This window comes from Paraburkholderia caledonica, from assembly GCF_000383275.1.
Lineage (GTDB): Bacteria > Pseudomonadota > Gammaproteobacteria > Burkholderiales > Burkholderiaceae > Paraburkholderia > Paraburkholderia caledonica.
This window is the reverse complement of the sequence record NZ_KB911038.1, coordinates 136,454-161,736: the sequence shown is the minus strand read 5'-3', so window position 1 is coordinate 161,736 and position 25,283 is coordinate 136,454. Positions and strand designations below refer to the sequence as shown.

At 61.9% G+C, this 25,283-nt stretch carries 26 protein-coding genes; 13 read left to right on the top strand and 13 right to left on the bottom strand.

From position 1 onward, the window contains the following. Nucleotides 1–2 precede the first annotated feature (2 nt). From H281_RS0116125 to H281_RS0116110, 4 genes are all read left to right on the top strand, one after another. Nucleotides 3–917: an ABC transporter permease gene (locus tag H281_RS0116125; RefSeq protein ID WP_020068166.1), complete on the top strand. Its 915-nt coding sequence runs from the start codon at nucleotides 3–5 to the stop codon at nucleotides 915–917. Nucleotide 918: 1 nt separating this feature from the next. Continuing rightward, nucleotides 919–1,920 (top strand): ABC transporter ATP-binding protein, encoded by a 1,002-nt coding sequence (locus H281_RS0116120; protein WP_020068165.1) that lies wholly within the window; start codon nucleotides 919–921, stop codon nucleotides 1,918–1,920. Then, complete coding sequence (locus H281_RS0116115) at nucleotides 1,917–2,915, top strand: ABC transporter ATP-binding protein (RefSeq protein ID WP_020068164.1); 999 nt, start codon at nucleotides 1,917–1,919, stop codon at nucleotides 2,913–2,915. Before H281_RS0116120 ends, H281_RS0116115 begins: the two co-directional genes overlap by 4 nt. A 156-nt stretch (nucleotides 2,916–3,071) precedes the next feature. Then, nucleotides 3,072–4,634, top strand: a complete 1,563-nt coding sequence (locus H281_RS0116110) for an OprD family outer membrane porin (RefSeq protein WP_027804654.1) — start codon at nucleotides 3,072–3,074, stop codon at nucleotides 4,632–4,634. Nucleotides 4,635–4,714: 80 nt separating this feature from the next. Here the strand turns inward: H281_RS0116110 and H281_RS0116105 are convergent, their stop codons facing one another. After that, entirely contained in the window at nucleotides 4,715–5,614 is a 900-nt protein-coding gene (locus H281_RS0116105; RefSeq protein WP_020068162.1) for an IclR family transcriptional regulator, read from the bottom strand. A 276-nt stretch (nucleotides 5,615–5,890) separates the two neighbouring features. On the opposite strand from H281_RS0116105, the gene H281_RS0116100 reads away from it, so the two are divergent. From H281_RS0116100 to H281_RS0116070, 7 genes are read left to right on the top strand one after another with little or no spacing between them, the layout of a single operon-like run. Continuing rightward, nucleotides 5,891–6,982, top strand: a complete 1,092-nt coding sequence (locus tag H281_RS0116100; RefSeq protein WP_020068161.1) for an ABC transporter ATP-binding protein — start codon at nucleotides 5,891–5,893, stop codon at nucleotides 6,980–6,982. Then, a complete protein-coding gene (locus H281_RS0116095; RefSeq protein ID WP_027804653.1) occupies nucleotides 6,975–7,889 on the top strand; it encodes an ABC transporter permease in 915 nt (304 codons plus the stop codon). The genes H281_RS0116100 and H281_RS0116095 overlap by 8 nt, the downstream gene beginning before the upstream one ends. 27 nt (nucleotides 7,890–7,916) lie before the next feature. Beyond that, nucleotides 7,917–8,711, top strand: a complete 795-nt coding sequence (locus H281_RS0116090) for an ABC transporter permease (protein ID WP_020068159.1) — start codon at nucleotides 7,917–7,919, stop codon at nucleotides 8,709–8,711. 23 nt (nucleotides 8,712–8,734) lie between these two features. Beyond that, the gene (locus tag H281_RS0116085) at nucleotides 8,735–9,103 is read left to right on the top strand and encodes a (2Fe-2S)-binding protein (RefSeq protein WP_020068158.1); all 369 of its coding nucleotides are present in this window, start codon (nucleotides 8,735–8,737) and stop codon (nucleotides 9,101–9,103) included. Then, nucleotides 9,100–10,533, top strand: coding sequence for an FAD/NAD(P)-dependent oxidoreductase (locus H281_RS0116080; protein WP_020068157.1), 1,434 nt, complete (start codon nucleotides 9,100–9,102; stop codon nucleotides 10,531–10,533). The genes H281_RS0116085 and H281_RS0116080 overlap by 4 nt, the downstream gene beginning before the upstream one ends. Further along, nucleotides 10,526–11,653, top strand: coding sequence for an NAD(P)/FAD-dependent oxidoreductase (locus H281_RS0116075; protein WP_020068156.1), 1,128 nt, complete (start codon nucleotides 10,526–10,528; stop codon nucleotides 11,651–11,653). The genes H281_RS0116080 and H281_RS0116075 overlap by 8 nt, the downstream gene beginning before the upstream one ends. A gap of 29 nt (nucleotides 11,654–11,682) precedes the next feature. Beyond that, nucleotides 11,683–12,729, top strand: a complete 1,047-nt coding sequence (locus H281_RS0116070; protein WP_020068155.1) for an ABC transporter substrate-binding protein — start codon at nucleotides 11,683–11,685, stop codon at nucleotides 12,727–12,729. A gap of 76 nt (nucleotides 12,730–12,805) precedes the next feature. Here H281_RS0116070 and H281_RS0116065 read toward each other — a convergent pair whose 3' ends face one another. From H281_RS0116065 to H281_RS0116010, 12 genes are all read right to left on the bottom strand, one after another. Further along, nucleotides 12,806–13,105 carry a hypothetical protein gene (locus H281_RS0116065; protein WP_020068154.1) on the bottom strand — a complete coding sequence of 100 codons (300 nt, stop codon included), beginning with the start codon at nucleotides 13,103–13,105 and terminating at the stop codon, nucleotides 12,806–12,808. A gap of 69 nt (nucleotides 13,106–13,174) precedes the next feature. Continuing rightward, nucleotides 13,175–14,110 carry a 2-dehydropantoate 2-reductase gene (gene panE / locus H281_RS0116060; RefSeq protein WP_020068153.1) on the bottom strand — a complete coding sequence of 312 codons (936 nt, stop codon included), beginning with the start codon at nucleotides 14,108–14,110 and terminating at the stop codon, nucleotides 13,175–13,177. A 129-nt stretch (nucleotides 14,111–14,239) separates the two neighbouring features. Beyond that, entirely contained in the window at nucleotides 14,240–15,205 is a 966-nt protein-coding gene (locus H281_RS0116055; protein WP_020068152.1) for a nucleoside hydrolase, read from the bottom strand. A gap of 7 nt (nucleotides 15,206–15,212) precedes the next feature. Next, complete coding sequence (locus H281_RS0116050) at nucleotides 15,213–15,602, bottom strand: cytidine deaminase (protein ID WP_027804652.1); 390 nt, start codon at nucleotides 15,600–15,602, stop codon at nucleotides 15,213–15,215. A gap of 16 nt (nucleotides 15,603–15,618) precedes the next feature. Next, on the bottom strand, nucleotides 15,619–16,896 hold the full coding sequence (locus H281_RS0116045) for a NupC/NupG family nucleoside CNT transporter (protein ID WP_020068150.1): 1,278 nt from the start codon (nucleotides 16,894–16,896) through the stop codon (nucleotides 15,619–15,621). Nucleotides 16,897–16,971: 75 nt separating this feature from the next. Further along, nucleotides 16,972–17,181 carry a hypothetical protein gene (locus H281_RS0116040; protein WP_027777516.1) on the bottom strand — a complete coding sequence of 70 codons (210 nt, stop codon included), beginning with the start codon at nucleotides 17,179–17,181 and terminating at the stop codon, nucleotides 16,972–16,974. Beyond that, nucleotides 17,178–17,471 (bottom strand): hypothetical protein, encoded by a 294-nt coding sequence (locus H281_RS34695; protein WP_227471260.1) that lies wholly within the window; start codon nucleotides 17,469–17,471, stop codon nucleotides 17,178–17,180. Before H281_RS34695 ends, H281_RS0116040 begins: the two co-directional genes overlap by 4 nt. Nucleotides 17,472–17,583: 112 nt before the next feature. Beyond that, a complete protein-coding gene (locus tag H281_RS0116030) occupies nucleotides 17,584–18,216 on the bottom strand; it encodes a response regulator (protein ID WP_020068147.1) in 633 nt (210 codons plus the stop codon). Further along, on the bottom strand, nucleotides 18,213–19,844 hold the full coding sequence (locus H281_RS0116025; RefSeq protein ID WP_020068146.1) for a hybrid sensor histidine kinase/response regulator: 1,632 nt from the start codon (nucleotides 19,842–19,844) through the stop codon (nucleotides 18,213–18,215). Before H281_RS0116025 ends, H281_RS0116030 begins: the two co-directional genes overlap by 4 nt. Next, nucleotides 19,841–22,000: an ATP-binding protein gene (locus H281_RS0116020; protein ID WP_027804651.1), complete on the bottom strand. Its 2,160-nt coding sequence runs from the start codon at nucleotides 21,998–22,000 to the stop codon at nucleotides 19,841–19,843. Before H281_RS0116020 ends, H281_RS0116025 begins: the two co-directional genes overlap by 4 nt. A gap of 195 nt (nucleotides 22,001–22,195) precedes the next feature. Next, on the bottom strand, nucleotides 22,196–22,516 hold the full coding sequence (locus tag H281_RS0116015) for a hypothetical protein (RefSeq protein ID WP_020068144.1): 321 nt from the start codon (nucleotides 22,514–22,516) through the stop codon (nucleotides 22,196–22,198). A 171-nt stretch (nucleotides 22,517–22,687) separates the two neighbouring features. Next, complete coding sequence (locus H281_RS0116010) at nucleotides 22,688–23,428, bottom strand: transporter substrate-binding domain-containing protein (RefSeq protein WP_241077890.1); 741 nt, start codon at nucleotides 23,426–23,428, stop codon at nucleotides 22,688–22,690. 33 nt (nucleotides 23,429–23,461) lie between these two features. Between H281_RS0116010 and H281_RS37315 the strand changes: the two genes are divergently transcribed. Both H281_RS37315 and H281_RS0116005 read left to right on the top strand, forming a co-directional pair. After that, the gene (locus H281_RS37315; protein ID WP_241077889.1) at nucleotides 23,462–23,638 is read left to right on the top strand and encodes a hypothetical protein; all 177 of its coding nucleotides are present in this window, start codon (nucleotides 23,462–23,464) and stop codon (nucleotides 23,636–23,638) included. A gap of 268 nt (nucleotides 23,639–23,906) precedes the next feature. Continuing rightward, entirely contained in the window at nucleotides 23,907–25,253 is a 1,347-nt protein-coding gene (locus H281_RS0116005; RefSeq protein ID WP_020068142.1) for a class I SAM-dependent methyltransferase, read from the top strand. The last annotated feature ends 30 nt before the right edge of the window (nucleotides 25,254–25,283 follow it).

Below are 25,283 nucleotides of genomic sequence, written 5' to 3'. Positions count from 1 at the left end.
TCATGGGCCGCTCCATTCAATCGACTGCCGCGGCGCCCGATCCGCTCGCGGCCATTGCCAGCGCCCCCCGCTCGCGCGGGCCGCTCGCTACCGCCGCCGCGCGCTTCGTGCGCAACCGCGCGGCGTTCACCGGTTTTGCCGTGCTGTTGCTGATCGTGATCGCATGCGTGGCCGGTCCGTGGCTGCTGCCCAACGGCCCTATCGACAGCGACTGGTCCGCGATCAGTCTGCCGCCCACGCTGCAAAACATGCACTGGTTCGGCACCGACGAGCTCGGCCGCGACCTGCTCGCGCGCACGCTGCAAGGCGGGCGCGTCTCGCTCGAAGTCGGCTTGCTCGGCACGCTCGTGTCGGGACTGATCGGCGTTGCATATGGCGCGACCGCGGGTTATCTCGGCGGCCGCGTCGATGCGGTGATGATGCGCATCGTCGACATGATGTACGCGATTCCCTACATGCTGATCGCGATTCTGATGATGACGATGTTCGGCCGCGCGTTCTATCTCGTCGTGCTGACCATCAGCGCGTTTTCGTGGCTCGACATGGCGCGCGTGGTGCGCGGCCAGACGCTGTCGCTGCGCTCGCGCGAGTTCATCGACGCGGCTAAGGCCATCGGCGTGAGTTCGCGGTCGATCATCGTGCGTCATATCGTGCCGAACCTGTTCGGCGTCGTGGTGGTGTACGCCAGTGTGACCGTGCCCAACATCGTGCTGACGGAGTCGGTTCTGTCGTTCCTCGGTCTCGGCGTGCAGGAGCCGATGACAAGCTGGGGCGTGCTGATTCAGGACGGCGCGCAGAAGCTGGAATCCATGCCCTGGCTTCTGCTATGCCCGGCCGTGATGCTGTGCGTGACGCTCTATTGCGTGAATTTTGTCGGCGACGGTTTGCGCGACGCTTTCGATCCGAAGGACCGCTGACATGCCGCTACTCGAAGTCAAAGACCTGAGCGTGCGCTTCACGCGCCGCGAAGGCGCACCCGTCGACGCGGTGCAACGCGTGTCGTTTTCGCTCGAACCAGGCCGCACCCTCGGCATTGTCGGCGAGTCCGGATCGGGCAAGAGCCAGACGGTCATGGCCTTGCTGGGTCTCCTCGCGGGCAACGGCAACGTTTCCGGCGAAGCGCTCTATCGCGGCGAAAACCTGCTTGCGATGAACGAAGCGGCACTGAACAAAATCCGCGGCGATCGCATCGGCATGATCTTTCAGGACCCGATGACCTCGCTCAATCCGTTCCTGACGATCGAACGGCAGATGACCGAAACGCTGCAACTGCATCGCAAGATGTCGCGCCGCGACGCGCGCCGCCGTGCGATCGAAACGCTCGAAACGGTGCGCATTCCCGATTCCGCACGCCGCATCGGCATGTATCCGCATGAGTTTTCCGGCGGCATGCGGCAACGCGTGATGATCGCAATGGCGCTGCTGTCCGAGCCCGAAATCCTGATCGCCGACGAACCCACCACCGCGCTCGACGTAACCGTGCAGGCGCAGATCATCGAGTTGCTGCGCGAACTGAATCGCGAGCGGGGCACGGCGATCATTCTGATCACGCACGACATGGGCGTCGTCGCGGGCCTCTGCGACGACGTAATGGTGATGTACGCCGGCCAGACCGTCGAACAGGCGAGTGCCGCATCGCTTTTTGCCGCGCCCACGCATCCGTACACGCGCGGGCTGCTCAACGCATTGCCGCGTCTCACCGACAGCTCTGACGACGACCGTCCGTTGCAAACCATTCCCGGCAATCCGCCGCTGCCTGGCGAAGTCGGCGCAGGTTGCGCATTCGCGCCGCGCTGTGCGTACTGCAGCGATCAGTGCCGCCAGTCGCGTCCGGCGCTCGTTGCAGCGGACGGCGATCCGCAAGCACTGCGCGCCTGCCACCGTCCGGTCGGAGAAATACTCGAGGCACAACACGTATGAACGCGACTTCCATCGCAAGCGGCGAAGCAACGACCTTGCTCTCAGTCGAACAACTCAAGGTGCAATTCGGTGTGCCACGCGGTGGCTACCCGTGGTCAGGCAAGACGACATTGCGAGCCGTGGACGGCGTGTCGTTCAACGTGCGACGCGGTGAGACGATCGGCCTTGTCGGCGAATCCGGTTGCGGCAAGTCGACACTCGCGCGCGCGATCATCGGGCTCGCGCCAGTCGCAAGCGGCAGTGTGCGTTGGCTCGGCAATGAAACCGTATTGCCCAACGCGCGCCGCGACGTGCAAATGATTTTCCAGGACCCGCTCGCATCGCTGGATCCACGCATGACGATCGAACAGATCGTCGCCGAACCGTTGCTCACGCACGGCAAGGACATCGCGCGCGCCGACGTGCAGCGCCGCGTACTGACCATGCTGGAGCGGGTCGGCCTGAACGCGCAGCATCTGCGCCGCTATCCGCATGAGTTCTCGGGTGGCCAGTGTCAACGCGTGGGCATTGCGCGCGCGTTGATCGGCGAGCCGCAACTGGTGATCTGCGACGAACCGGTGTCCGCACTCGACGTGTCGATCCAGGCGCAGATCGTCAATCTGTTGCGAGATCTGCAACGGGAGTTGTCGCTGTCGCTGCTGTTCGTCGCGCACGATCTCGCGGTGGTCAAGGCAATCAGTCACCGCGTGCTCGTGATGTACCTGGGGCGCGTGATGGAGTTCGGCGACAAGCGCGATGTGTACGGCACGCCGCGTCATCCATACACGCGCGCTTTGCTGTCCGCTGTGCCGGTGCCCGATCCGGCGATCGAGCGAGCGCGCCGCCATCTGCTGTTGCGCGGCGAAATCGCTTCGCCGCTGAGCCCACCGTCGGGCTGCGCGTTTCGCACACGGTGTCCGGATGCGATCGACGCTTGTGCGGCTCAGATTCCGCAACCCGTGACGCACGGCGCGAACTCGACACGAGTGGCGTGCATCCGCGTTAGCAACGATTAGGTTCCGGACGTTTTAACCAGCGGCCCCACATTCACCGGCGCGGCGTTGATGCCACGCCGTGGGATTCGCTCGTCATGTCATCAGCATGACGAGCGATTAGCAAGGACTGGCTAAGCGCCAGCCAGAGTTTCAATAACAACTGTCGAGACATTCCCAATGAAACATAACCCAACAAAAAACCGGTCAAAAAAGTCCGGACTCACTGCCGCGCTTTGCTGTGCAATTACCCTCCCCGCCATGGCCGTTGCCGCGAATGCGTATGCCGACGACGCCATAGCGCAGCCCTCGACCAGCCCGGCTATCGTTCCGCCTGCCGCGCAAACGTTGTCGTCGCCCGCGCAGGTGTCTCAGGCTCAGCCTGCGAACAAGCGCCGCGCGGACCAGGGCGGTCAGATCCGGAACGATCAGCCTGACACGACGAACGCGATCGTCAACGCCGAGGCCTCGCAAATCGTCACGCCGCCCACGCCGCCATCGAGCCAGGCCGCAAGCCAGGGCTTCATCGCGGATAGCCACCTGAACCTGCAATTCCGCAATTACTCCGACTACTTCCAGGCGCCACCCACGACTTACCGTCATGCGTGGGTGCAAGGCATGCAGGTCAACTATGAATCCGGCTTTACGCAAGGTCTGATCGGCTTTGGCGTCGACGCGTCGCTGTTCGCGGCGCTGAAGCTCGACGGCGGCAACGGCGCGGGCAACATGGTGCACGTCGGGAAAAGCGGCGGCGGGTCGCAACAACTCGCGTGGGCGTACCCGGGCATGTACGACATCAAAGGACGCATTTCGGAAACGGTCGTGAAATACGGTCTGCAAGACGTGACGAACCCGTTTCTCGAACCGCACGACAACCGCGCGCTGCCGCCGACCTTTCTTGGCGTTTCGCTCGTCAGCAACGATCTTGCTCACACTACGCTCGAAGCCGGCAGCTTCACCAAGGTCGATGCACGCGGTCACACGAATCTGAGCAATCTGACCACCTCGTATGGCGGCACGCGAATCGACCGCGTGACCTATCTCGGCGGCACCTGGCACTATGCGAAGAACGGCGAGATGGCTCTGTACGTCGATCAGGCCGACGACGTCTGGCGCCAGTACTACGGCTCGGTCGCGCAGTCGTTCGGCGATCCGACCACGATCAAATGGAGCGGGCTCGCCAACATCTACTCGACGCACGACACAGGCGCGTCGCGTCAGGGGCACATCAACAGCAACGCATACAGCGTGTCCGTGTCCGCGCAACACGGCCCGCACGCGCTGCTGCTCGGTTATCAGCAAGTACTCGGCGACCAGTTCTTCGACTACGTGAACGAAACCAACGGCATCTACCTGACGAACTCGATGGACGTCGACTACAACGCGCCGCATGAACAGTCGCTGCAACTGCGCTATACATTCGACGGAAAATACGCGGGCGTGCCGGGGCTGAAGGCGATGTTCTGGGGCGCGTATGGCTGGGGCGCAGATGGGTCGGCGGGTGCTGCGGAAAACGCGTCGCCGTCAGCCGCGCTGCACGATCTCTACTGGAAGAACGGAGAGCCGGTGCACGGCCATCATCACGAGTTCGGTTTTATTCCGAGCTATACGCTGCAAAGCGGCCGCTTCAAGGACACCAAGGTCACCTTCATCGCGATGTGGCATAACGCCAGCTATCACTACTCGGACGGCAACAACATGGAATACCGTCTCGTCGTGAACGTGCCCGTGAAGGTGTTTTAGGCGCACCGTTCTCGTTTGATGCAAGGGCGTCGCGTTGCGCAGTTTGCGCGCGACGCCTTTCAATCGCACGCCTGTGCCGCTTATTCCTGCTCCGAGCCCGCGATGCGCACACTGGTCATGGCGCGCGACAAGCCATGCATCGGCCGGCGCAGCGCGACATCGAACGGATTGGTTTGCGGGCCGATCGCTTCGGCCTGACGGCGCAGCAGTTCGACGACCATCGGCAAGCGGTCGTCGCTCAAACGCGCCGCGAGCGTACCCACGCTCAATGCCGCGACCGCCACGCCGGTGCGGTCGAGAATCGGCACAGCCACGCCTGCCATGCCGTCGAGCACGCCGCTATTGCGGCCCGCATATCCCAACTGCCGCACGCGTTCGATCTCGGTGCGCAAGTACACTTCGTCCAGCACTCCGTAGCCGCGAATTCGCGGCACATTGAAGCGGATGATTTCCTCGCGCTCCGCCTCGGGCAGGAACGCGAGAATCGCGAGACTGCCCTGCCCCACGCCCAACGCCACGCGCCCGCCAATATCGCCCGTGAACGAGCGGATTGGAAACGGGCCTTCGCAGATGTCGAGACACACCGCGTCGAAACTGCTTTTGACAAGCAGGAAGATCGTGTCGCCAAGACTCGCGCAAAGCCTCAACAACGCGGGGCGGCATAACGTGCGCATGCCACTCGGGTTTCCTGCTTGCGCCGCAAGCGCGAAAAAATTCACGCTGAGGCGATAAAGCTTCGAGTTTTCGTCCTGTTCGACGATGCCTTCGGCGATCAACGCGTGCAGGATGCGATGCACGGTGGCCTGCGTCAAACCCACTGCTTTCGCGAGACGCGTGACGCGACCGCCGTCGGGCTGCGCTTCCGACAATGCGCGAATCACGGCAAAAGCGCGTTCCAGCATGCCCGTGCCGGGCACCGCGCCCTGTTCGGCGGTTTCGGCGGTCCCGCTTCTGGTGTCTCGCTTGGCGGCAGCATTCATCTCTTTGGGCTCGTTTGTATTTCAATCACCGGAATACTATAAAGCGTTTGCGTGCTTCGTGGAATCGTGGGCTTCCGCCCCGCCTCGCTACACCGCCGCGGTTCCATAGGGTTTTTACCACTGCTGCGCAGTGAAACACTCGCCACCGCATTCCGCCTGCGCATTCCATTGAGCGGAATGTTTCTGATTTAAATATCGGCAAACGGAATTTCAAATTGACGCCGCATAATTTGGCTGGCTAGAGTCGGCGTCATCGAGGCATCTAAAGGCCACATCATGTCGTTCCTCACACTTACAGACGTCACGAAATCGTTCGGCGACCTTCAGGCCGTCGCGGACGTCAATCTGTCGGTGGAAAAAGGCGAGTTCGTTTCGCTGCTCGGCCCTTCGGGCTGCGGCAAGACGACGACGCTGCAGATGATCGCCGGCTTCCTCGAAACAACGCGTGGGCGCATCACGCTCGACGGTCGCGACATCACGCATATGAAGCCGAACAAACGCGGCCTCGGCGTGGTGTTCCAGAGCTACGCGCTCTTCCCGCACATGAGCGTGGCGGAGAACGTCGGCTTCGGACTCGAAATGCGCAATGTCGACAAGGCGGAGCGCAACGAACGGGTGCGCGAAGCGTTGTCGCTCGTGCGGCTCGATCAGCTCGCGCACCGCTTCCCGCGCGAGTTGTCGGGCGGGCAGCGGCAGCGCGTGGCGATTGCGCGCGCAATCGTGATTGCACCGCCCGTGCTGCTGCTCGATGAACCGATGTCGAATCTCGACGCCAAGCTGCGTGAAGACATGCAGTTCGAACTGCGCGGCATTCAGCGCAAGATCGGCACGACGACAATCATGGTCACACACGACCAGTCAGAGGCGCTGTCGATCAGCGACCGCGTGGTGGTGATGGAAGCCGGCCGCATCACGCAGATCGACACGCCATACGAGGCGTACGAGCGCCCGGAGAATCGCTTCGTCTCGCAGTTCATCGGCAAGGCCAACATGCTGCCGGGCACGGTGGTCGCGCGCGAGGGCGACGCGATCCGCATCGACCTCGGACATGATCTGTGCGAGACCGGCCGTACCGCGCAATTGCCGATGCGCGAGCGCGTGGTCGGCGTAGGCGACGCGGTGACGCTGTGCATTCGCCCGGAAAAACTCCGGCTCTGTCCGCCGGACGCGGGACGTGTGCCGGCCACGGTCACGAGCCGCTTTTTCCTCGGTAGTCAGTGGTTGTATCGTCTCGACAGCCGGCTCGGCGAAGTACTGGTGTGCTGCCAGAACGAAGGCAATGAGCCGTTGCCCGAAGGCGCGGCAGTCGGCGTCGACTGGAACAGCGAAGCGATCCGCTTTATCCAGCGGGATGCGCATCATGGATAGCACGCTGCCTGCAACGGAGAACGGCAAGACCGCATCCGCAGGCGCGAAGCGTGCGCCGTGGCGCGCATTCTTGCCGCTGTGGCTCATGTGCCTGCCCGCGTTCCTGCTGTTCGTCGCGCTCGTGCTCGTGCCGCTTCTGATGACGCTCGTGTTGAGCTTCTATCGTTTCGATCCGGCAAGCGGCCCGCTCGCCGCGTTCCAGTTCGGCAATTACGCGGAAGTGCTGGGCTCATCGTATTTCCACACGATCTTTCTGCGCACGTTCGGCATTGCGTTTCTCGTCACGCTGCTGTGCGTCGTGATCGGCACGCCCGAGGCATATGTGCTGTCGCGCATGCGCGATCCGTATCGTTCGATGTTTCTGCTGGTGATTCTCGCGCCGCTGCTCGTCTCGGTCGTCGTGCGTGCGTTCGGCTGGAGCATGCTGCTCAACAGCAACGGTCTCGTGAATCAGGCGTTCGGCCTCTTCGGCCTCGGCCCTTACAAGCTCGAGTACACCACCTTCGCGATCGTCATTGCACTGGTGCACGTCATGCTGCCCTTCATGGTGATTCCCGTGTGGACCGCGTTGCAGAAACTCGATCCGCAAACGGAGAACGCAGCGCTGTCGTTGATGGCGTCGCCCGCAACAACGCTGCGCCGCATCGTGTTGCCGCAACTCACGCCTGGCATTCTGTCGGGCAGCCTGATGGTGTTCGGTTTGTCGGCAAGCGCATTCGCGATTCCCGGACTGCTCGGCGGACGCCGGCTAAAGGTCGCCGCGACCGCCGTCTACGACGAGTTCCTCGGCTCGCTGAACTGGCCGCTCGGCGCCACCATCGCGCTGCTGTTGCTGGTTGCGAATCTGATCGTGATGCTCACTTACTACCGGGTTCTGGAACGCAGATACACCAGAAGCCTGGGCTGACACAGCGGTTCATCGCGCGGAAACATCATGAGAAAGAACGGTCCCATTGCGTTGATTTTCCACACGCTCGTCATTGCGTTCGTGCTCGCGCCGCTTGTGATCGTCGTGCTGGTCGCCTTCACGCCCGACGAAACGCTCACGCTGCCCACGCACGGTGTCTCGCTGCGCTGGTTTCGCGCGATTCTCAACTACCCCGACTTCATTTCGGCGTTTTTCAACAGCCTGAAGCTCGCGTTTGCATCGGCGACGCTCTCGCTGATCGTCGCACTGCCCGCCGCGCTCGCCATTGGCCGCACGCGCTTTCCGGGCCGTGCTTTTCTGAACGGCTTGCTGCTCTCGCCGCTGGTGATTCCCGGTCTTGTACTCGGCATCGCACTACTGCGGTTTTTCGCGCTGATCGGCGCGACTGGCTCGTTCGCGTGGTTGATCCTCGCGCACATGATCATCATTACGCCGTTCGTCATGCGGCTCGTGCTGGCCTCGGTAAGCGGCCTTGACCGCAGCGTGGAACACGCGGCGCATTCGCTCGGAGCCGATTCGTGGACCGCGTTTCGCCGCATCACGTTGCCGATGATTCTGCCCGGCATAACCGGTGGCTGGCTGCTGGCCTTTATCAACAGCTTCGACGAACTGACGATGTCGATCTTCGTAACGTCGCCGCAAACCGTCACGCTGCCCGTTCGCATGTATATGTACGCGACAGAATCCATCGATCCGATGATGGCCTCAGTCTCCGCGCTCGTGATCTTCATTACGGCGGGCGCAATGCTGCTGCTCGATCGCGTGTATGGACTCAACCGCATTCTGATCGGCCAGCACTGATGTCTTCTTCTGTTCATGCCCTCATGCAGTCCAATTCTTCGCCGTCCGACGCCGCAGTGCCCACAGGTGAGGCTCAGTTCGTCCGCATCGCCGAAACGCGGCGCGAACCTCTGCACTTTTATCTCGACGGCCGGGAAGTGTCCGCTCTGCAGGGCGATACATTGCTGACCGCCGTGCTGATGCAACAGCGCCGCGTGCGCGACAGCGAATTCAGCGGTGCGCCGCGCGCCGGTTTCTGCCTGATCGGCGCGTGCCAGGACTGCTGGATGCGCACCGAAGACGGCAAACGTCTGCGCGCGTGCTCGACGCTCGTCACCCCGGGACTGCGGGTGCGGACGCGTATCGAACCGGCTAGCGCCGCAGCGAAAAGCCACAGTGGAGACGCGCAATGAGCGACGATCGCCGCATTGTGATTGTCGGCGCCGGACCGGCCGGCGTGCGCGCTGCCGAAACGCTGGTTGCGGCAGGCATGCGTCCCATCGTGGTAGATGAAAATGCGCGCTGGGGTGGGCAGATCTACCGGCAGCCACCGGAACATGGCGGCTTCCAGCGCTCGAAGAAAACGCTCTACGGCTTCGAGGCGCGCAAAGCCGACGCGTTGCATACGACAATGCAAGCGCTCCTGCCTTACGTCGACTATCGGCCCGACACACTCGCGTGGGCTTGCGAAAGCGGTCGACTCGACACACTTCAGGCGGGGCGCGAAATCAGTGTGCCGTTCTCGCATCTGATCATTGCGAGCGGCGCGACGGACCGGGTCTTGCCTGTGCCCGGCTGGACCTTGCCCGGCGTCTATACACTCGGCGCGGCCCAGGTCGCTTTGAAGTCGCAAGGCTGCGCAATCGGCCGGCGCGTAGTGCTCACGGGCACAGGGCCATTGCTGTATCTCGTCGCATATCAGTACGTCAAAGCGGGCGCGCAAGTCATGGCCGTGCTCGATACGAGCCCGCTCAGCCAACAGATTTCGGCCGTTTCCAGACTCGCCCGGCTTCCGGCGACATTCGCCAAGGGTTTGTATTACGTCGGCTGGCTCAACGCGCATCGCATACGTATCGAACGGGGCGTGAAGCTTGTTGGCATTCGCGGCACGTGCAATGTCGAGGCCATCGAATGGCGCCCCTCCGAAAATAGTTCGGTTACCGAATCAATTGCATGTGACGCGGTCGGCATCAGTTTCGGCTTGAAGCCCGAAACGCAGCTCGCGGATCTCGCCGGTTGCCGTTTCCGGTTCGACGCGCTCAACCGTTGCTGGCTGCCCGAACTCGACGCTGCCGGGCGCAGCTCCGTGAGCGGCCTGTATCTGGCGGGTGACGGCGCAGGCATTGCGGGCGCCGACGCTGCCGAACTCGCGGGACGCCGCGCCGCGCTGGCCTTGCTCGACGACCTCGGCATCCAACATCCACGCGGACCCGGCATGCTCGATGCCGCATCGATTGAACGCAAGCTGCAACATATCGCCGTTTTCCGCGCGGGCATTGAGACGGCATTCGAACCGCCCCCGAAATGCGCCGCGCAATGGCCCGACGACATGACCGTCTGTCGTTGCGAGGAAGTCGATGCGGGCACGTTACGGCGTTGCATCCGCGGCGGCGAAGCGAACGAGATCAACCGCCTGAAGGCGCTGACGCGCGTCGGCATGGGTCGTTGCCAGGGACGCATGTGCGGCGAAGCCGCGCTTCTAATGCTCGCCGAAGAAACCGGCCGCCCACTCGAAGCAGTTGGCCGCCTGCGTAGCCAGCCGCCGGTCAAACCCATCCCGCTGTCGCCCGCGATGTATGCCGACGACGTCGCTGCTATCCCAGAGGAGGCCCGCGATGAGTGACGCACCGCACTACGACGTGGCGATCGCGGGCGGTGGTCTCGTCGGTTCGTCGGCGGCACTCGCGCTTGCCAGGCGCGGCTTGCGCGTGGGCCTCTTCGAGCGGCGCTTTTGCGGCGCGCAGGCGAGCGGTGTGAATTACGGCGGCGTACGCTGCCAGGGCCGCCCGGTTGAGCAGATGCCGCTCGCCATGCGCGCGCGTCGTATCTGGGACCGCTTGCCGGACCTGATCGGCATCGACGGCGAATTTACGGTATCGGGACATTTGCGCCTCGCTCGCAGCGAGAGCGACCTTGCCGCGCTTCAGCAATGGGCGGACATGGCGCGCTACTACGGACTCCATGCGCAGTTGCTGAGCGGCGCGCAGTTTCGCGAGCGCTATCCGTGGCTCGGCGCGGCGGCTGTCGGAGGATCGTTATGCGCGAGCGACGGACACGCGAATCCGCGCCTCGTGTCGCCTGCATTTGCGCGCGCTGCGCGTGCCGCGGGCGCGGACGTGCGCGAGCAGACCGCATTGAGCGGCATTCATCACGACGGCAAGCGCTTCCATATGCGCGCGGGCGACACGCAGATCAGCGCGGACTGGCTCATCAATTCCGCCGGCGCGTGGGCGAATACGGTGGCGGGCTACTTCGGCGAAAGCGCGCCGATGAAGCCGATCTATCCGAACATGTGGGTCACCGAGCCGCTGCCGCTTTTCATCACGCACAATCTGGGCGTGTATGGCGGCGGCATCTATGCGCGGCAAGTGGCGCGCGGCAATTGCGTGATCGGCGGCGGACGCGGGCATGGCGACGGCGAATACGGTCAACCGTCGACGGAAACCACGCGGGCCGTCATGCGCGACGCGTGCGCGCTGCTGCCCGCGTTGCGCGAGGCGCTACTGATTCGCACATGGAGCGGTGTGGAAGGCGAGACGCCCGACAGCAATCCGATCATCGGGCCGAGCCGCGCAGTGCCGCGTCTGTTGCATGCATTCGGCTTTTCGGGCGGGGGCTTTCTGCTCGCGCCCGGAGTTGGCGAGGTGCTCGCCGATCTCGTTATCGACGGCACCACGGCCACGCCTCTCGACGCTTTTTCGATTGGCCGCTTTGCACAGCTTGCTACTTCATCCGTCGCTTAGATCACGTTTGTGAAACTCAGGAGCCTTCAATGAAATTGTTCAGGACGATCGCGGCATTGGCCGCATTGTGCGCATTCGGCGCGGCAGCACCCGCATGGTCGCAAACGAAGACGATCTACATCGGCATGAATGGCGGTCCGATGGAAAAGGCGTACACGAGTCAGGTGCTGCCCGACTTCGAGAAAGCGAACAATGTGAAAGTAGTTGTGGTGCCGGGCACGTCGTCGGATATTCTCGCTAAGCTGCTCGCAAACAAGGCGAGTCCGCAGATTCACGTAGTGTTTCTCGACGACGGCGTGATGGCGCGCGCCGTCAGCATGGGCGTATGCAAAAAGCTCGACGACTCGCCGGTGCTCAAAGAACTCTATCCGTTCGCGCGTATGAAGGACGACATGGGCGCGGGCGTGCAACTCGGCATGACCGGTATTGCGTACAACAAGAAGCTGTTCGCTGAAAAAGGCTGGGCGCCGCCTACGTCATGGATGGATTTCGCCGATCCGAAATACAAGGGCAAGGTGGTGTTCCAATCCGCCTCGAGCAGCACGTTTGGCCTGCACGGTTTCCTCGCGATCAACCGTTTGATGGGCGGCACCGAGCAGAACGTCGAACCTGGCTTCACGAAATGGGCCAGCACGGTTGGCCCCAACGTCGTGGAGTACGTGCCGAACTCGGCGAAGATTTCGGAAATGGTGCAAACCGGCGAGGCCGGCCTCTTTCCGCTGACGCCCACCGCAGTTGGCGATCTGGCCGATAAAGGAATTCCGGTCGGCTATGTGAATCCGAAGGAAGGTCCCGTGCTGCTGCTCGTCGATCTGTGCGTGGTCAATAACAACCCCGATCCGCAACTTGCACAAAAGCTCGCGCAGTTCCTGCTGTCCGCGCCGGCGCAGACAAAAGCCGCTGAAGCCGGCCGCCAGATTCCGACCAACCGTCTCGCGAAAATGACGCCGCCGATGCAGCAAAGCCTCGGCAACGTGGAAGACCTCGTACGCAAAGTCACGGTGGTGGACTGGGACACTATCAATGCGCACCGTGCGCAATGGGACACGCGCTGGAACCGGCAGATCGAACGCTAGGCTTCCCGCTTCGCCTGAATGAAACGCGCGCCACCGTGCTGCGGGGCGCGCGTTTTTACGTCATGTGGGTGGCGGCTCAGAAGATCACCGAGATCGCCACCGCGAGCCAGATTGCCACGACGCCAGCAAGAAACAGATGACGCGCAATGCGTATCCTGACGTCGCTTGTCTCCGGCTCCACGGGGCTCGTGGCCATCCACGGTACAAGCCCGAGGCATCCAAAGCCGATCAGCGCGAGTACGAACACAATAATGTCGGCAACACGCCACCCGGTCGGCTCATACATTCCCCAGTAGCCGAGGAACGCGATACCGATCGAGAAAATCGTAGCCGACGCCGCGCTGAGCGCGGGCACTGATCCGATTGGAGCCGGCATGTTCGCCTCCGGTCATTGAGCGGTTACGGCAACCTCCGGTCACACGACTCGCGACTTGCGACCCAAGACTTACGACGTGCGCGTCTGCCTCGCTTCATACGTCTTCAGATGGCTATACGCGATGCGCAACAACGTCAAAGCGTGGTCGCCGTTTTGCGCTTCGCCGCCGCGCGAGATCAGATCGCCGAGTATGTGATCCGCCTCAGTGTGCGAGTGATTTTCCACGTCGCGCAACATGGACGCCGTGAGCGGCGACGGTGTGAAGAGCGTTTGCGTTGCGCGCGCATCGAAGTCTGGCGCCATGGTGAAGCTGTTCTGTTCCGCAACCGCGCGACACTCGCCGAGCAGGCCTTCAATGACGCGCTTGCCGTCGGGCGCGGACAGTATGTCGCCAATCGAACCGCGCATCAGACACGTGCTCGCCGCCAGCGTGGCGAGGAACACCCACTTTTCCCACATGCGCAACAGGATGTTCTCGCTAACGGTGACGTCGAAGTTCGCGCCGGCCATTGCATCGGCAATGGCTTGTACACGTTCCGATACGCCGCCCGCCAGTTCCCCGAACGTAACCGCATGCATCTCGTTCAGGTGCACGATCTGCTGGTCCGCGTTGAGCGTGGCCGCAATCACGCATTGGCCGCCGAGCACTCGCGCTTCGCCGAATTTCTCCGTGAGCACGTCGATATGGCGCATGCCGTTGAGCATCGGCAAAATTAGCGTTGATTCGCCCACGAGCGGAGCAAATGAATCGATTGCGTCGTCGAGGCTGTATGCCTTGCAGCTTAGGAGCACGAGATCGAACGGCTCGGCGTTCACACCGGCCAGAATCGTTTTGACGTCGTGCTGAGTGAGATCGCCGCGCGGGCTCCTGATCACCAGTCCGTCGCGCTGAAGCCTGTCCGCCCGGCCCGCGCGCACGAGGAACGTGACGTCCTGTCCTGCCGCTGCGAGTCGTCCGCCGAAGTAGCCGCCTACCGCCCCCGCTCCCACCACTAGAATTCGCATCTCTGACCTCTCGAGTGAATGTCGTCGCTCGAAGCAATGTAGCAAAGATCGACGCAACGCATCGGACAAGCGCCCATGCTGGGCCTGACGTGAGCCGGCATTCTTCGTCCGGTCAACGGGACCGACCGTTCAACCTCTTGCGCACACTGTGCTCTCGTACAGCGCGAGCATGCCGGCCGCGTCAACGCCGACGCAAACCTGGCAATCCGGCCGCTCGTCCCAGTCCGGCGCGGGCACGGGCATAGTGGACGGCTTCTGAATAGTCTGGCCGACCGCGATGCCGTCCGTCAGCACTCGCACAGGACCGCTGCGCGTGGTGTACAGATGCGGCGCGAGCACATACGCAACGGCCGACGAATCGTGCACGTAGATGCCCCGGAGCTGCGCGCTTTGCTGATGAAACGCCTCGTAGTGCCGCGACACGTCCCACACGAACTGGCCTGCCGCGCCGCCACGATCGCGGATCGACGCCAGATACTCCTGGCTCATGACGGTGCGCTGCGTGACGTCGAGCCCGACAATCGCGACGGGCCACGCCGCGCCGAACACGATGTCGGCGGCATCGGGGTCGCCGAGAATGTTGGCCTCGGCTGCGGGCGTGACGTTGCCGAGCACGCCGTCCGTGCCGAATGCGCCGCCCATGATCACGACCTGCTTGACGAGCGGCGCGATCTGCGGATCTTCCGCAAGCGCCAGCGCAAGATTGGTCAGCGGGCCGACTGCAAGCAGCGTGACTTCGCCAGGATGCGCACGCACCGTGTCGATAATGAATCGGTGCGCGGGCCGTGCATCGAGCGGCGCATGTTCGGTGGCGCCCAGCGCGATGTTCCCGAGTCCGTTGTCACCGTGAATCCACGCGAGCGGTTGCGGCGCGGCTCGCTTGAGCGGCGCCGCAGCGCCGCGCGCGACCGGCACGCCCGGCGCGAACCGGCCTGCAAGAAAGCGCGCGTTGTGCGTAGTGGTCTCGATCGTGGCGTTGCCGAATACGCTTGTTAGTCCGAGCAGTTCGATATCCGGATGCAGCGCCTGGAACACGAGCGCCATGGCATCGTCCACGCCGGGGTCGGTGTCGTAGATCAGCTTGTGCGTGCTCATGGCGTGCTCATAGATAGAACGCGTCCGGCAGTTGTTCACGCGCGGTCGTGTCGCGCGTTGCGCCGTGGAGATTGCCGAGACGAATCGGCAACTCGGGACCGCCCAGTTCGATGATCACCTGGCGGCACGCGCCGCATGGTGCGATCGGCCCCTCCGTATCGCCGATCACAGCGAGCGCGGCAAACTGGTCGCGCTGATAACCTGCCGCGATCGCGCTGAAAAACGCTGTACGTTCAGCGCAGTTGCACAAACCGTACGACGCATTCTCGACGTTGCAGCCGTCGAACACACGGCCGTCTCTCGTCAGCAACGCCGCGCCGACCTTGAATTTCGAATAAGGCGCATAGGCCTTTTCTCGCGCCACACCCGCGCGTTCCAACAGCTGTTCCATGCTCATGCAAGACATCCTCGATTCAATTGAGCGTAATGAACATGCCCGCGATAGTCGCGCTCATCAGATTGGAGAGCGTTGCCGCGAGCACGACACGCAACCCGTATCGCGCGACTTCGGCGCGGCGTTCCGGCGCGACGGCGCTAAAGCCGCCCGTGAGCACCGCAATCGACGCAAAGTTCGCGAAGCCGCATAACGCGAACGACAGAATAGCAATGGTACGCGGATCGAGCGCATGCAAGCCCGCAGCAGTCACGCTCGCCGCATCTTTCAGATACGGCGATAACGATGCGTATGCAACGAACTCGTTGAGAATGATCTTCTGCCCGAGGAAATTGCCGGCAATCACCGCCTCGTTCCACGGGACGCCGATCAGCCATGCGAGCGGCGCGAACACCACGCCGAGGACCGATTGCATCGACAGTTGCGGGTGGCCGAACCAGGCGCCTATGCCGCCAACGAGGCCGTTGAGCAACGCGATCAGACCGACGAACGCAATCAGCATCGCGCCCACCATGACCGCGATTCTGAGGCCCACGGTCGCGCCCGAGCTAGCTGCCTCGATCACGTTCGCGGGACGCTTTTCGTCGAAATTCAGGTTGTCGAGATGAACGCGGCTCGGCTCGGTTGACGGATGAATGATCTTCGCGAACAACAGCCCGCCTGGCACCGCCATGAAGGACGCCGCCAGCAGATATTCGATCCGTACGCCAAGGCCCGCGTAACCCGCCAGCACCGAGCCGGCAACCGCGGCCATGCCGCTGGACATCACCGCGAACAGTTCGGCGCCTGTCATGTCGCGCGTGAACGGTTTGACGACCGCGGGCATTTCGCTCTGGCCGAGAAAGATCGTGGTGACAGCGGAAAACGACTCCAGCTTCGACACGCCGAGCAGCTTCTGAAACACCGTGCCGAGCACGATCACGATCCACCGCATCACGCCCAGGTAGTACAACACGGAAATCAGCGCGGTCACGAAGATAATGGCCGGCAACACCCGTACGGCAAAGACGAAACCACCGTTGCCGAACACCTCGAACATTCTGGACTGCACGAGTCCGCCGAACAGGAACTCGATGCCGGCATTGCCGTAGCCAAGCACGTTATTTACGCCTGCGGCAGCCGCCGCGAGAATCGTCTTGCCAAGCGGCACGAAGAGAATAAATGCGCCGATGCAAACTTGCGCGAGCAATGCGCTACTTACAGTCCGTAAGCGAATGGCACGCCGATTCGTCGAAAAGATGAAAGCGATGAAGAGCAGTACGGCAATGCCGAGTACGTTCCGTGCGATGAGTGCCATGTCTCAGGTTCTTCATATGAAAGTGGCACTGATGCTAAACGAAACTGCTGCCGGAGAGAATGTTTAAAGCAGGATTTAATGCGATTTGGAAAAGAACACGCGAGCACCTTCCTCCGGTGTCAGGCCGAGATTGAAATAGCCTTCGAGCCGCTCGGCGTCCGCGTCGTTCAGCGTGAAGGGCGTGCGAATGAAGCCGGACACGACCGCATGGTCGTACCACACACTCATCCACATACGCAGCGCCAATACTTTCGGCGATCCCCAACCCCATTCATCGTGGGTCATGATCCTCCCTTCTTCGCGCGAATTACCGCCTGGCCGGCGGTGGTGGCTACCCTCATGGCGGGCCGCTCGTCAGGCGGGAATACGTGCCACAAACCGTTGCCGTGATGGAAGAAAAAGAGCGTCAACGTGCCCGTCTCACGTTGTGCCTCGACACATATGCAGCGTCTGTTCCCTTGGCCGGCGGAGGGCTGCAACTGGATTCGAGCCGATGCCGCACCGCTCGTGTCCAGCCACTTCTCGACCAGTTCGCGCAACGATCGCTCTGACGCCGCCATAACTCCTCCGCTCATTCGCATGGTGCATCGTAGAACGACGGTGGCAACGCCTCCATCGGCGGCGGCGGAATGTCAGATCAGGAATGCCTGCTTCAGTACTCAGGTTTTCCTGACGCGTGTCCACTATCTATTCGGCGACCAGTCCGTGCCTTATTGCGTAGCGAATCAGGTCCGCGTTATTGGCAAGGCCGAGCTTCTGCATGAGTCGCATCTTGTGCGTGCTGATCGTTTTCGCGCTGAGCGCGAAAGCATCGGCAATTTCATTCAGGCTCTTGCCGAGCGCAAGCATTTGCAGAACCTGAAACTCGCGGTCGGAAAGAATTTCATGCGGCGGCGCGTCGCCCGAGTACGTTTCGAAAACGATTCCCTCCACCAGTTTCGGGTCAATGAAGCGTCCGCCTTCGGCGAGCTTATGAATTGCAGCGAGCAGCACGTCGGGATTGCTGTCTTTCGTGACATAACCCGTTGCGCCCGCACGCAGCGCGCGAGAGACCACCTGTGCCTCGTTATGGATACTCAGCACGAGTACCGGCAGTGACGGACGTTCCGCACGCACGCGCCGGATCAGATCGACACCGCTGATGCCCGGCATCGTCATGTCGAGCAGCAGCAAATCCACCTGACAGGTGCGCAGTTTCTCGATTACTTCAGAACCTTGCGCCGCTTCGCCCGCCACCATAATGTCGGGCGTCGTTTCGATTATTTGCTTGAGACCTCCGCGCACGAGCGGATGGTCGTCGGCAATCAGAAGCCTGATCATGTCTGAACCCCGTCCTGAAGCGGTATATGTATCGAGACCGCAGTGCCCGTTCCCGGCGCACTGTCGATCAGCAGCGAGCCGCCTATCAGACGCGCCCGCTCGCTCATGCCGAGCAATCCGTACGAATAGTCGCGACGCACGGCATCCTGATCGAAACCGCAGCCGTCGTCACTGACATGCAGGTCGAGTGCCGTCGACGTATTCGTCAATGTGACGTCCGCTCGCGTCGCGCATGCATGCCGTGCGACGTTCGTCAGCGAAGCCTGCACGATGCGAAACATTGCGGTTGCGTGTGCATCGGAGAGCACGGGCTCTCTGCCATTCAGACGAAACTGGCAGGCAAGTCCGCTGCGCCGCCCGAAATCGTCGACGAGCCATTCGAGCGCCGATACGATTCCGTAATTGAGCGCTGCAGGCCTCAAATGGCTCGCGACGTTGCGCACCATCCAGATGGTTCTTTCAACGAGCTCGCGCATGTCGTCGGTTCTTTTCGCCACTTCTAGATCGCCGGAGAGTCGCATTTTAAGCAGCGACACGTCCATCTTGAGCGCCGTTAGCAACTGGCCCAATTCATCGTGAATTTCCATCGCGATACGCTTTCTTTCCTCTTCGCGAATGGCTTCCATATACGCGGACAGTTCGCGCAACTGCTCGCGCGATTCCACCAGTTCCTGCTCGATCCGCTTGCGTTCCGTAATATCGTTGAGGCCGACGAAAATCGCGGGCGCATCGTCGTAGGTCGCGACACGCGCAGTCGCGATGGCCCAGAACGTCGAGCCGTCCGCACGCTTTAACCGAACTTCGGTGTTGCGAAAGCTTCCTTCATGACGCAGGTCTTCGACAAGCCGGTCGCGGTCTGCGATATCCGCATACAACTCGGCGATGTTGCCGATATGCGTGGTCACGTAATCGATGCCGAAGAGTTCGCGCAATGGCTTGTTCGTGTACAGAACGTGCCCTTCGGGCATCGACGTAATGCAAAGCGGCACCGGACTCGTTTCGACGATCGTTCGAAAACGGAACTCGCTCGCGACGAGCCGCGCTTCTGCACGCCTGCGTTCCTCGATCTGCGACTGCAGCGTCGCATTTGCGCGCCCCAGTTCGTCCGTGCGCTGCGCGACGCTTGCTTCGAGGCCGTCGCGCACGCGCGACAACGCGGCCTCGGCTCGCTGACGCACGAGCACTTCGTCCTGCAATTGCCGGTTCTGCGCAATGAGTTTCTGATGCATGCCTCTGAGCGCAAGATGCGTGCTGATGCGCGCCATCATTTCGTCGACGTGGACGGGTTTCGTCAGGTAATCGACGCCGCCTGCCGAGAAACCTTCCACCATGTCCTCGCTGCCCGTTAGCGACGTCATGAAGATCACGGCGATATTGCGCGTGCGCTCGTCCGACTTGAGACGCCGGCAGGTTTCGAAGCCGTTTATGCCCGGCATTCTCACGTCGAGAAGAATCAGGTCGGGCTGCGAGAATTGCGCGCGTTGGATGGCCTCCGGGCCGTCTAGCGCGACGAGCACCTTGAAGCCGCGCGCTACCAGACTCTCGACAACTATCGCCAGATTGGCCGGGTTGTCGTCCGCGATCAGGACCGTGGGCGAGTCGTCAGCGGGAAGCGCCGTACCGTTCATCCGACCGCCCTGCGTTCGAGTTGCTCCTCGACGAGTTGGAGTAGCGCTTTCGATTGATAGCCTTTGGCGAGGCTCAGAATCCGCGCGGCGAATGCGCGGTAATGTGGATCATGCGTCGCGACCCGTTCGGCCCACAGCCTTATCTCCTGCATATCGCCGCGGCGCGCAAGCAGATGCAACTCTTCGAGTTCGTCTTCGGGTACCGCGACAGGATGCCCGGCAGGGGCATCCTGCACGCCGGTTGTAGCGCCCGCGGGCGCGTAGGTCCATTCGAGATCGAGCAGGCGCGCGACATGCGCGAGCAGTTTCCCGAAGTCGATCGGCTTGGGGAGAAACGCATTTGCGCCGGCTTCGAGGCTGCGCTGTTCGTCGGCGCCTGACGGACTCGCGGAAGTCGCGATCACCGGCACTTCCGAAAAACCCTGAATCTGCCGCAACCTGCGCGTGGCTTCGAGTCCATCCATATCGGTCATTACGATGTCTGTCACGATCAGCGCCGGTCGCTCGCTCAACGTTTTCGCCAGTCCCTGGCGGCCGCCTGTCGCTTCAACAATATCGAACCCGAGCCGGCCGAGAAATTCCACTAGCACCGCGCGGTTCATCGCGACGTCGTCGATCACCAGCACCTTGCGACGCGCTCCCTTGTAACCGGTCGTCATGCGTGTATCGGCAATAACCGGCGCGGCGGGGAACGCGCCTGAGGCCGCCGGCAATTCGAACCAGAATACACTGCCGCGGCCAGGCTGGCTCTGCACGTGGATTTCGCTGCCCATTGCGTGCAGAAACTGCTGACTGATTGTCAGCCCAAGCCCTGTCCCACCCGCGCCGCGCTCCAAGTGCGCAATCTGTTCGAACGGCTCGAAAATGGTCTGAAGTTTGTCGGCGTCCATGCCGATGCCTGTATCGCGCACCTCGAAACATACGCTGTTCTTCGCAGTCATTTCGACCAGCAAGCTCACGCTGCCTTGATCCGTGAAGTTGAATGCGTTTGCGAGCAGGTTCAGCAGCACCTGACGCAAGCGCCGTTCGTCCGCGCGAACGGCGTCGGGCACATCGGGCCCCACCCGCCAGATGAACTCGACATGCTTCTGCGCATTTTTCACTTCGATGATTTCACGAATCGCATCGAGCGTGCCGGCGAGCGGCACGTCGCCTATCTCGACGCGCAGCCGGCCTGCTTCTATCCGCGCGAAATCGAGTGCATCCGCAATCAGTCCGAGCAGGTGTTCGCCGCTGCGTTGAATGACGCCGACGCCGTCGCGTTGTCTCTCGCTCAAACTCGGGTCGCGCCGCAAGATCTGCGCGTAGCCGAGAATCGCGTTCAGCGGCGTGCGCAACTCGTGACTCATATTGGCCAGGAACTCGCCCTTCGCTCGATTCGCTGCTTCGGCAGCGCGGCGCGCCTCGCGCTCGGCACCGGCCTCCCGCTCGTCGAGATAAGCGCGATGCAGCCGGGCGCCCATCGAATTGAACGCCGTCACCACGCGCTCCAGTTCGTCGGGCTCGCGGGGTACACGCCGGTTTAGCTTCAGAGGTTCGGCTGGCTCGCGAAAGTCGTAGCCGTCGACAGTACGCGCAAGCACCGCAAGATGGCGCGTCACGAGCCGATTCAGAATAAAGACGATGAAAAGCGAAACGAGGAAAATGTTGGCGGCTTGAGTGATGAGAATCAGCAACGCCGTGTGCTTCAGATCGTCGTACAGATGGTTCAACGTAGCCTGCACGTATAGCGTGCCGATGCGCTGGTCGTTGCCGAGCACGCGATGCATGAGCGGGTACTCACACGCTATCGCCGGGCCGCCGGCTGGTCTGCCCGCGCTCACGAGCGTTGGCGCCGAACTGCCGCCCGACTGGCGCACTTCTGCCACACTGATATCTGCCAGACGCAGAATGCCGCCGAGTTCAAGTCGTAACTGCGCCTCGTCGAGCCGCCACAGCGCCTCGCCCAGACTGTCGCGGTAACTTTTGTCGATGTCCGAAAGGCGGTTTTCTATGAGCGCAATGCCCTGGCTGTAATCGCGATGAATCTGCAGCGCGGTGAGCAACAAGGTGAGCACGCAACTAAACAGTATCGCGATGGCAAGAAGCCGGAGCACGATACTGTGCCGTAACCGCCTGAGCGGATACCACCACTCCCCCATGGGGTTGACAGCCATATTGCCCCCGCAAGCATGGTGATGTCGTTACTCGTTCGGTGCTGGCGCAGCGCGCTGCTATGTCAGGCGCCCGCGCCGAAAAGCGGTTGTTACTATCTTATGACGCCATGCGCGCGCGTCGCAATGTACTCTGCTTCGTTGCCTACTCCATTGCTCCATTGCTTGCCGCAGTGCGCGCCAATTTCCGGCATCGGCTCAGGATGACAGCCGGATTTCAATGACGCCTTGCGGCTCGTGAACCGCACGAAGCAGCAGAGCGTCGACGCATTCGGTCAGTTCGCGAAGCATTGCCGTTGCCTCGCCATCCAGTTCCATTGGATGGGACTTTCGTAGTTCCCGCAACGTTTCTCCGACTCGCCTGATCGCCTTGGGTCCGCTATCGACTAGCGGCCAGCAATGCATCAGATAACCCAACGGCGTGATGCTGCGTCGTTCGCACCAGATGTCGAAGAGACGGAAGCAGATCGAGTTGATATGCTCCACCTCGGTTTCACGCTGCGACGGATAGGGAATCATCTCTGTTACCCGGTTAGGCCATTTTGATTCATCCATCATAGAACGATACTCATCGCGCAACAGTCAGGCAGCGCGCATGATCCGTCAAGGGTATCCTGATTCGAGGGTAAGGAAATCCTGACCCCCGCTAACCGGTTCTCGCGAGCGACGCGGCACGCCCTGCTCTCCCCGCTAGGGCACACGCGCGCGCACGATGGCCGGCCACTGCGCCCAGTACTCTTCCGGAATCTTTCGGTCAGCCGTGGACAGATAGCGGTTGTCCAGTTCTATCACCTTCCTCTCGCGCAAATTGGCTTGCGCCAGCGCGCGCTGAATGTACGGGTGCGAATCGAAAAGCCGCATGTATGAGCCGTCTTTGTAAGCCGCCATGAAGCCGCGCTCTATTGTCATAGCGAGCTTTGGATCACGACGAGCCACATAAAAGAGAAAGTCCGACCGGTACTTAAGCAGCAAACGTTTTTCAACCGTCAGGTCGGGCTCCGCCTGCTTGCGCGCTTCGAGTTCGGGGAACGCTTCGATTACGCCTCGCGGGTAATAGTCTATTCGTCCCGCGCGCGTCATTGCGAATAGCGTGTCCGTGCTGGACGTCTCCACTTTCAGGCCGGCGTCGAGCAGAATGTCCGTGTCGACCCAGCCGAGCCCTTGGCCCGCCGTCAACCGGCGCAGATCTGCTACGTTGTCGACCTTGTCGAAGTCGGCCTGCCGGTCTTTCCTTATCACAAACACGCGATAGCCGATCAAGCCGCGGTTCACCGGAATGTGGACCACGTTCAGCCCGGTTTCCGCCCGGCTGTCCATGCTGGTCCAAAGAAGATTAATGGAGTCGCCGTCGGCCAGTTCAGCCAGCGCGCGGCCGCGCTCCATGGTCACGTCGGCCTGACGAATCGTATAGGTGACTCTTGCCGATCTCATCGCGAGGTCCAGCACTGCAAGCGCAAATGCCGCATGAACCTCACCGCCGGTGCGGATTCGCGGATGAACGATCTCGAAGTCAGCAGACGACCCGGCATGCGGCCGGCCAAGCATGCCGGCCGTGCTCAATGCCGCGAGTACAAAGCTCCTGCGCTGCATGATGTTATGAACGTATGGTTCTATGGCGCTCCCGTTGGCACCATCATGTAAGCATCCTGTCACTGCACTGAAAGCGTGGCAATTAGTAGAAGCAGACGGAACTTGCGCGGTGAGCCTCGCTGCAATGTCGATTCGCGGGCATTCGACTCTCATGGAAAACCCTCGGCGCAAGTCATGCCGAGTCTGCAAACGATCCGGATAGCTAACTGTAAAGACCGGTTCATTGGCACGGCAACGCCAGAACCCGCCGGCGGTCCGTTCTTGCGGCACGAATGATGCTTCGGAAGAACCATCCAGGTTGTTGCAAGGAGCCAACGCCATGACGCTCTGGAGCCTCTTGCGTTCGCCAGCGGAACAGCAGATCGCCGGCATGCCCGTGCCCTGCTCTGTGGCCCTGCCCGACGGTCAGCGCATCGGCGCGCGCGAGCCGCGTCTGTCGTTCGAGATACGCGACACGAGGGCGCTGCTGCATCTCACTCAGGGCGCGATCGGCCGGCTCGCGGAAGACTACGTGGAAGGCCGGCTCGAAATAGACGGCAGCATGCACGACCTCATGGCTGCGGCGCCGGCCTTGCTGCGCAGCGATCCCACACACGAAACACATGGGTGGCTGCTGGACCACGTGAACCGTGCGCGCCGCGCGATCTGGGAGCGCACGCACCATAGCCGCGCCAAAGACGCCGCTCAGATCCAGCATCATTACGACGTCTCCGACGATTTTTACGCGCTGTGGCTCGACCCGCTACGCGTGTACTCATGCGCCTACTTTTCTTCGCCGGATATGTCTCTCGCCGACGCGCAGCAGGCCAAGCTCGACCACATCTGCAGGAAACTCATGTTGCGCTCCGGCGAGCGCTTTCTCGACGTCGGCGCGGGTTGGGGTGCGCTGTTGCTGTGGGCCGCCGAATACTACGGCGTTGCTGCAACCGGCATTACGCTTTCCAGGAACCAGCATGCGTACGTCAACCGACTGATCGAGCAAAAGGGACTTCAGGGCCGCGTCACGATGCTGCTGCAGGACTACCGGGACGTCGATGAATCCGCGCCGTTCGACAAGGTCGCGTCGGTCGGCATGTGCGAGCACGTCGGCCGCCTGAACCTGCCGGCGTACTTTGCGAAGATGCGACGTCTGCTCAGACCGGGCGGTCTCATGATGAATCACAGCATTACCGCAGGCGGCGCCGACAACGCGGAAGTCGGCGGCGGTATGGGCGACTTCATCGACAGATACATTTTTCCGGGCGGCCAACTGGTACACGTAAGCGTAATGATGAATGCGATGACGCGCGGCAATCTCGAACCGGTAGACGCGGAATGCCTGCGTCCGCATTACGCAAAAACGCTATGGCATTGGGCGGATGCACTGGAAGCACATCTCGATCAAGCACGCGAAGTGCTCGGCAAGGACGCGGAGAAAATTATCCGCGCGTACCGGCTGTATCTGGCCGGATCGGCAATGGGATTCGAGCGCGGATGGACGTCGCTGTTTCAGATTCTCGCGTCGCGCCCCGCAGAGTCGGTAAAAGCCGATGATGGTCACGCGGGCCGCATGCCATGGGCTCACAGCGACTATCCGTTCAATCGGACATACATGTATGCGCGCGACCGTGCTATCGATCGGGTCAACGAGGTCGAACGCGCGAACGGTGGTCACGAAATTCGTTGAGCCGCTGGTTTCTGTCGCCGGAAATCAAAT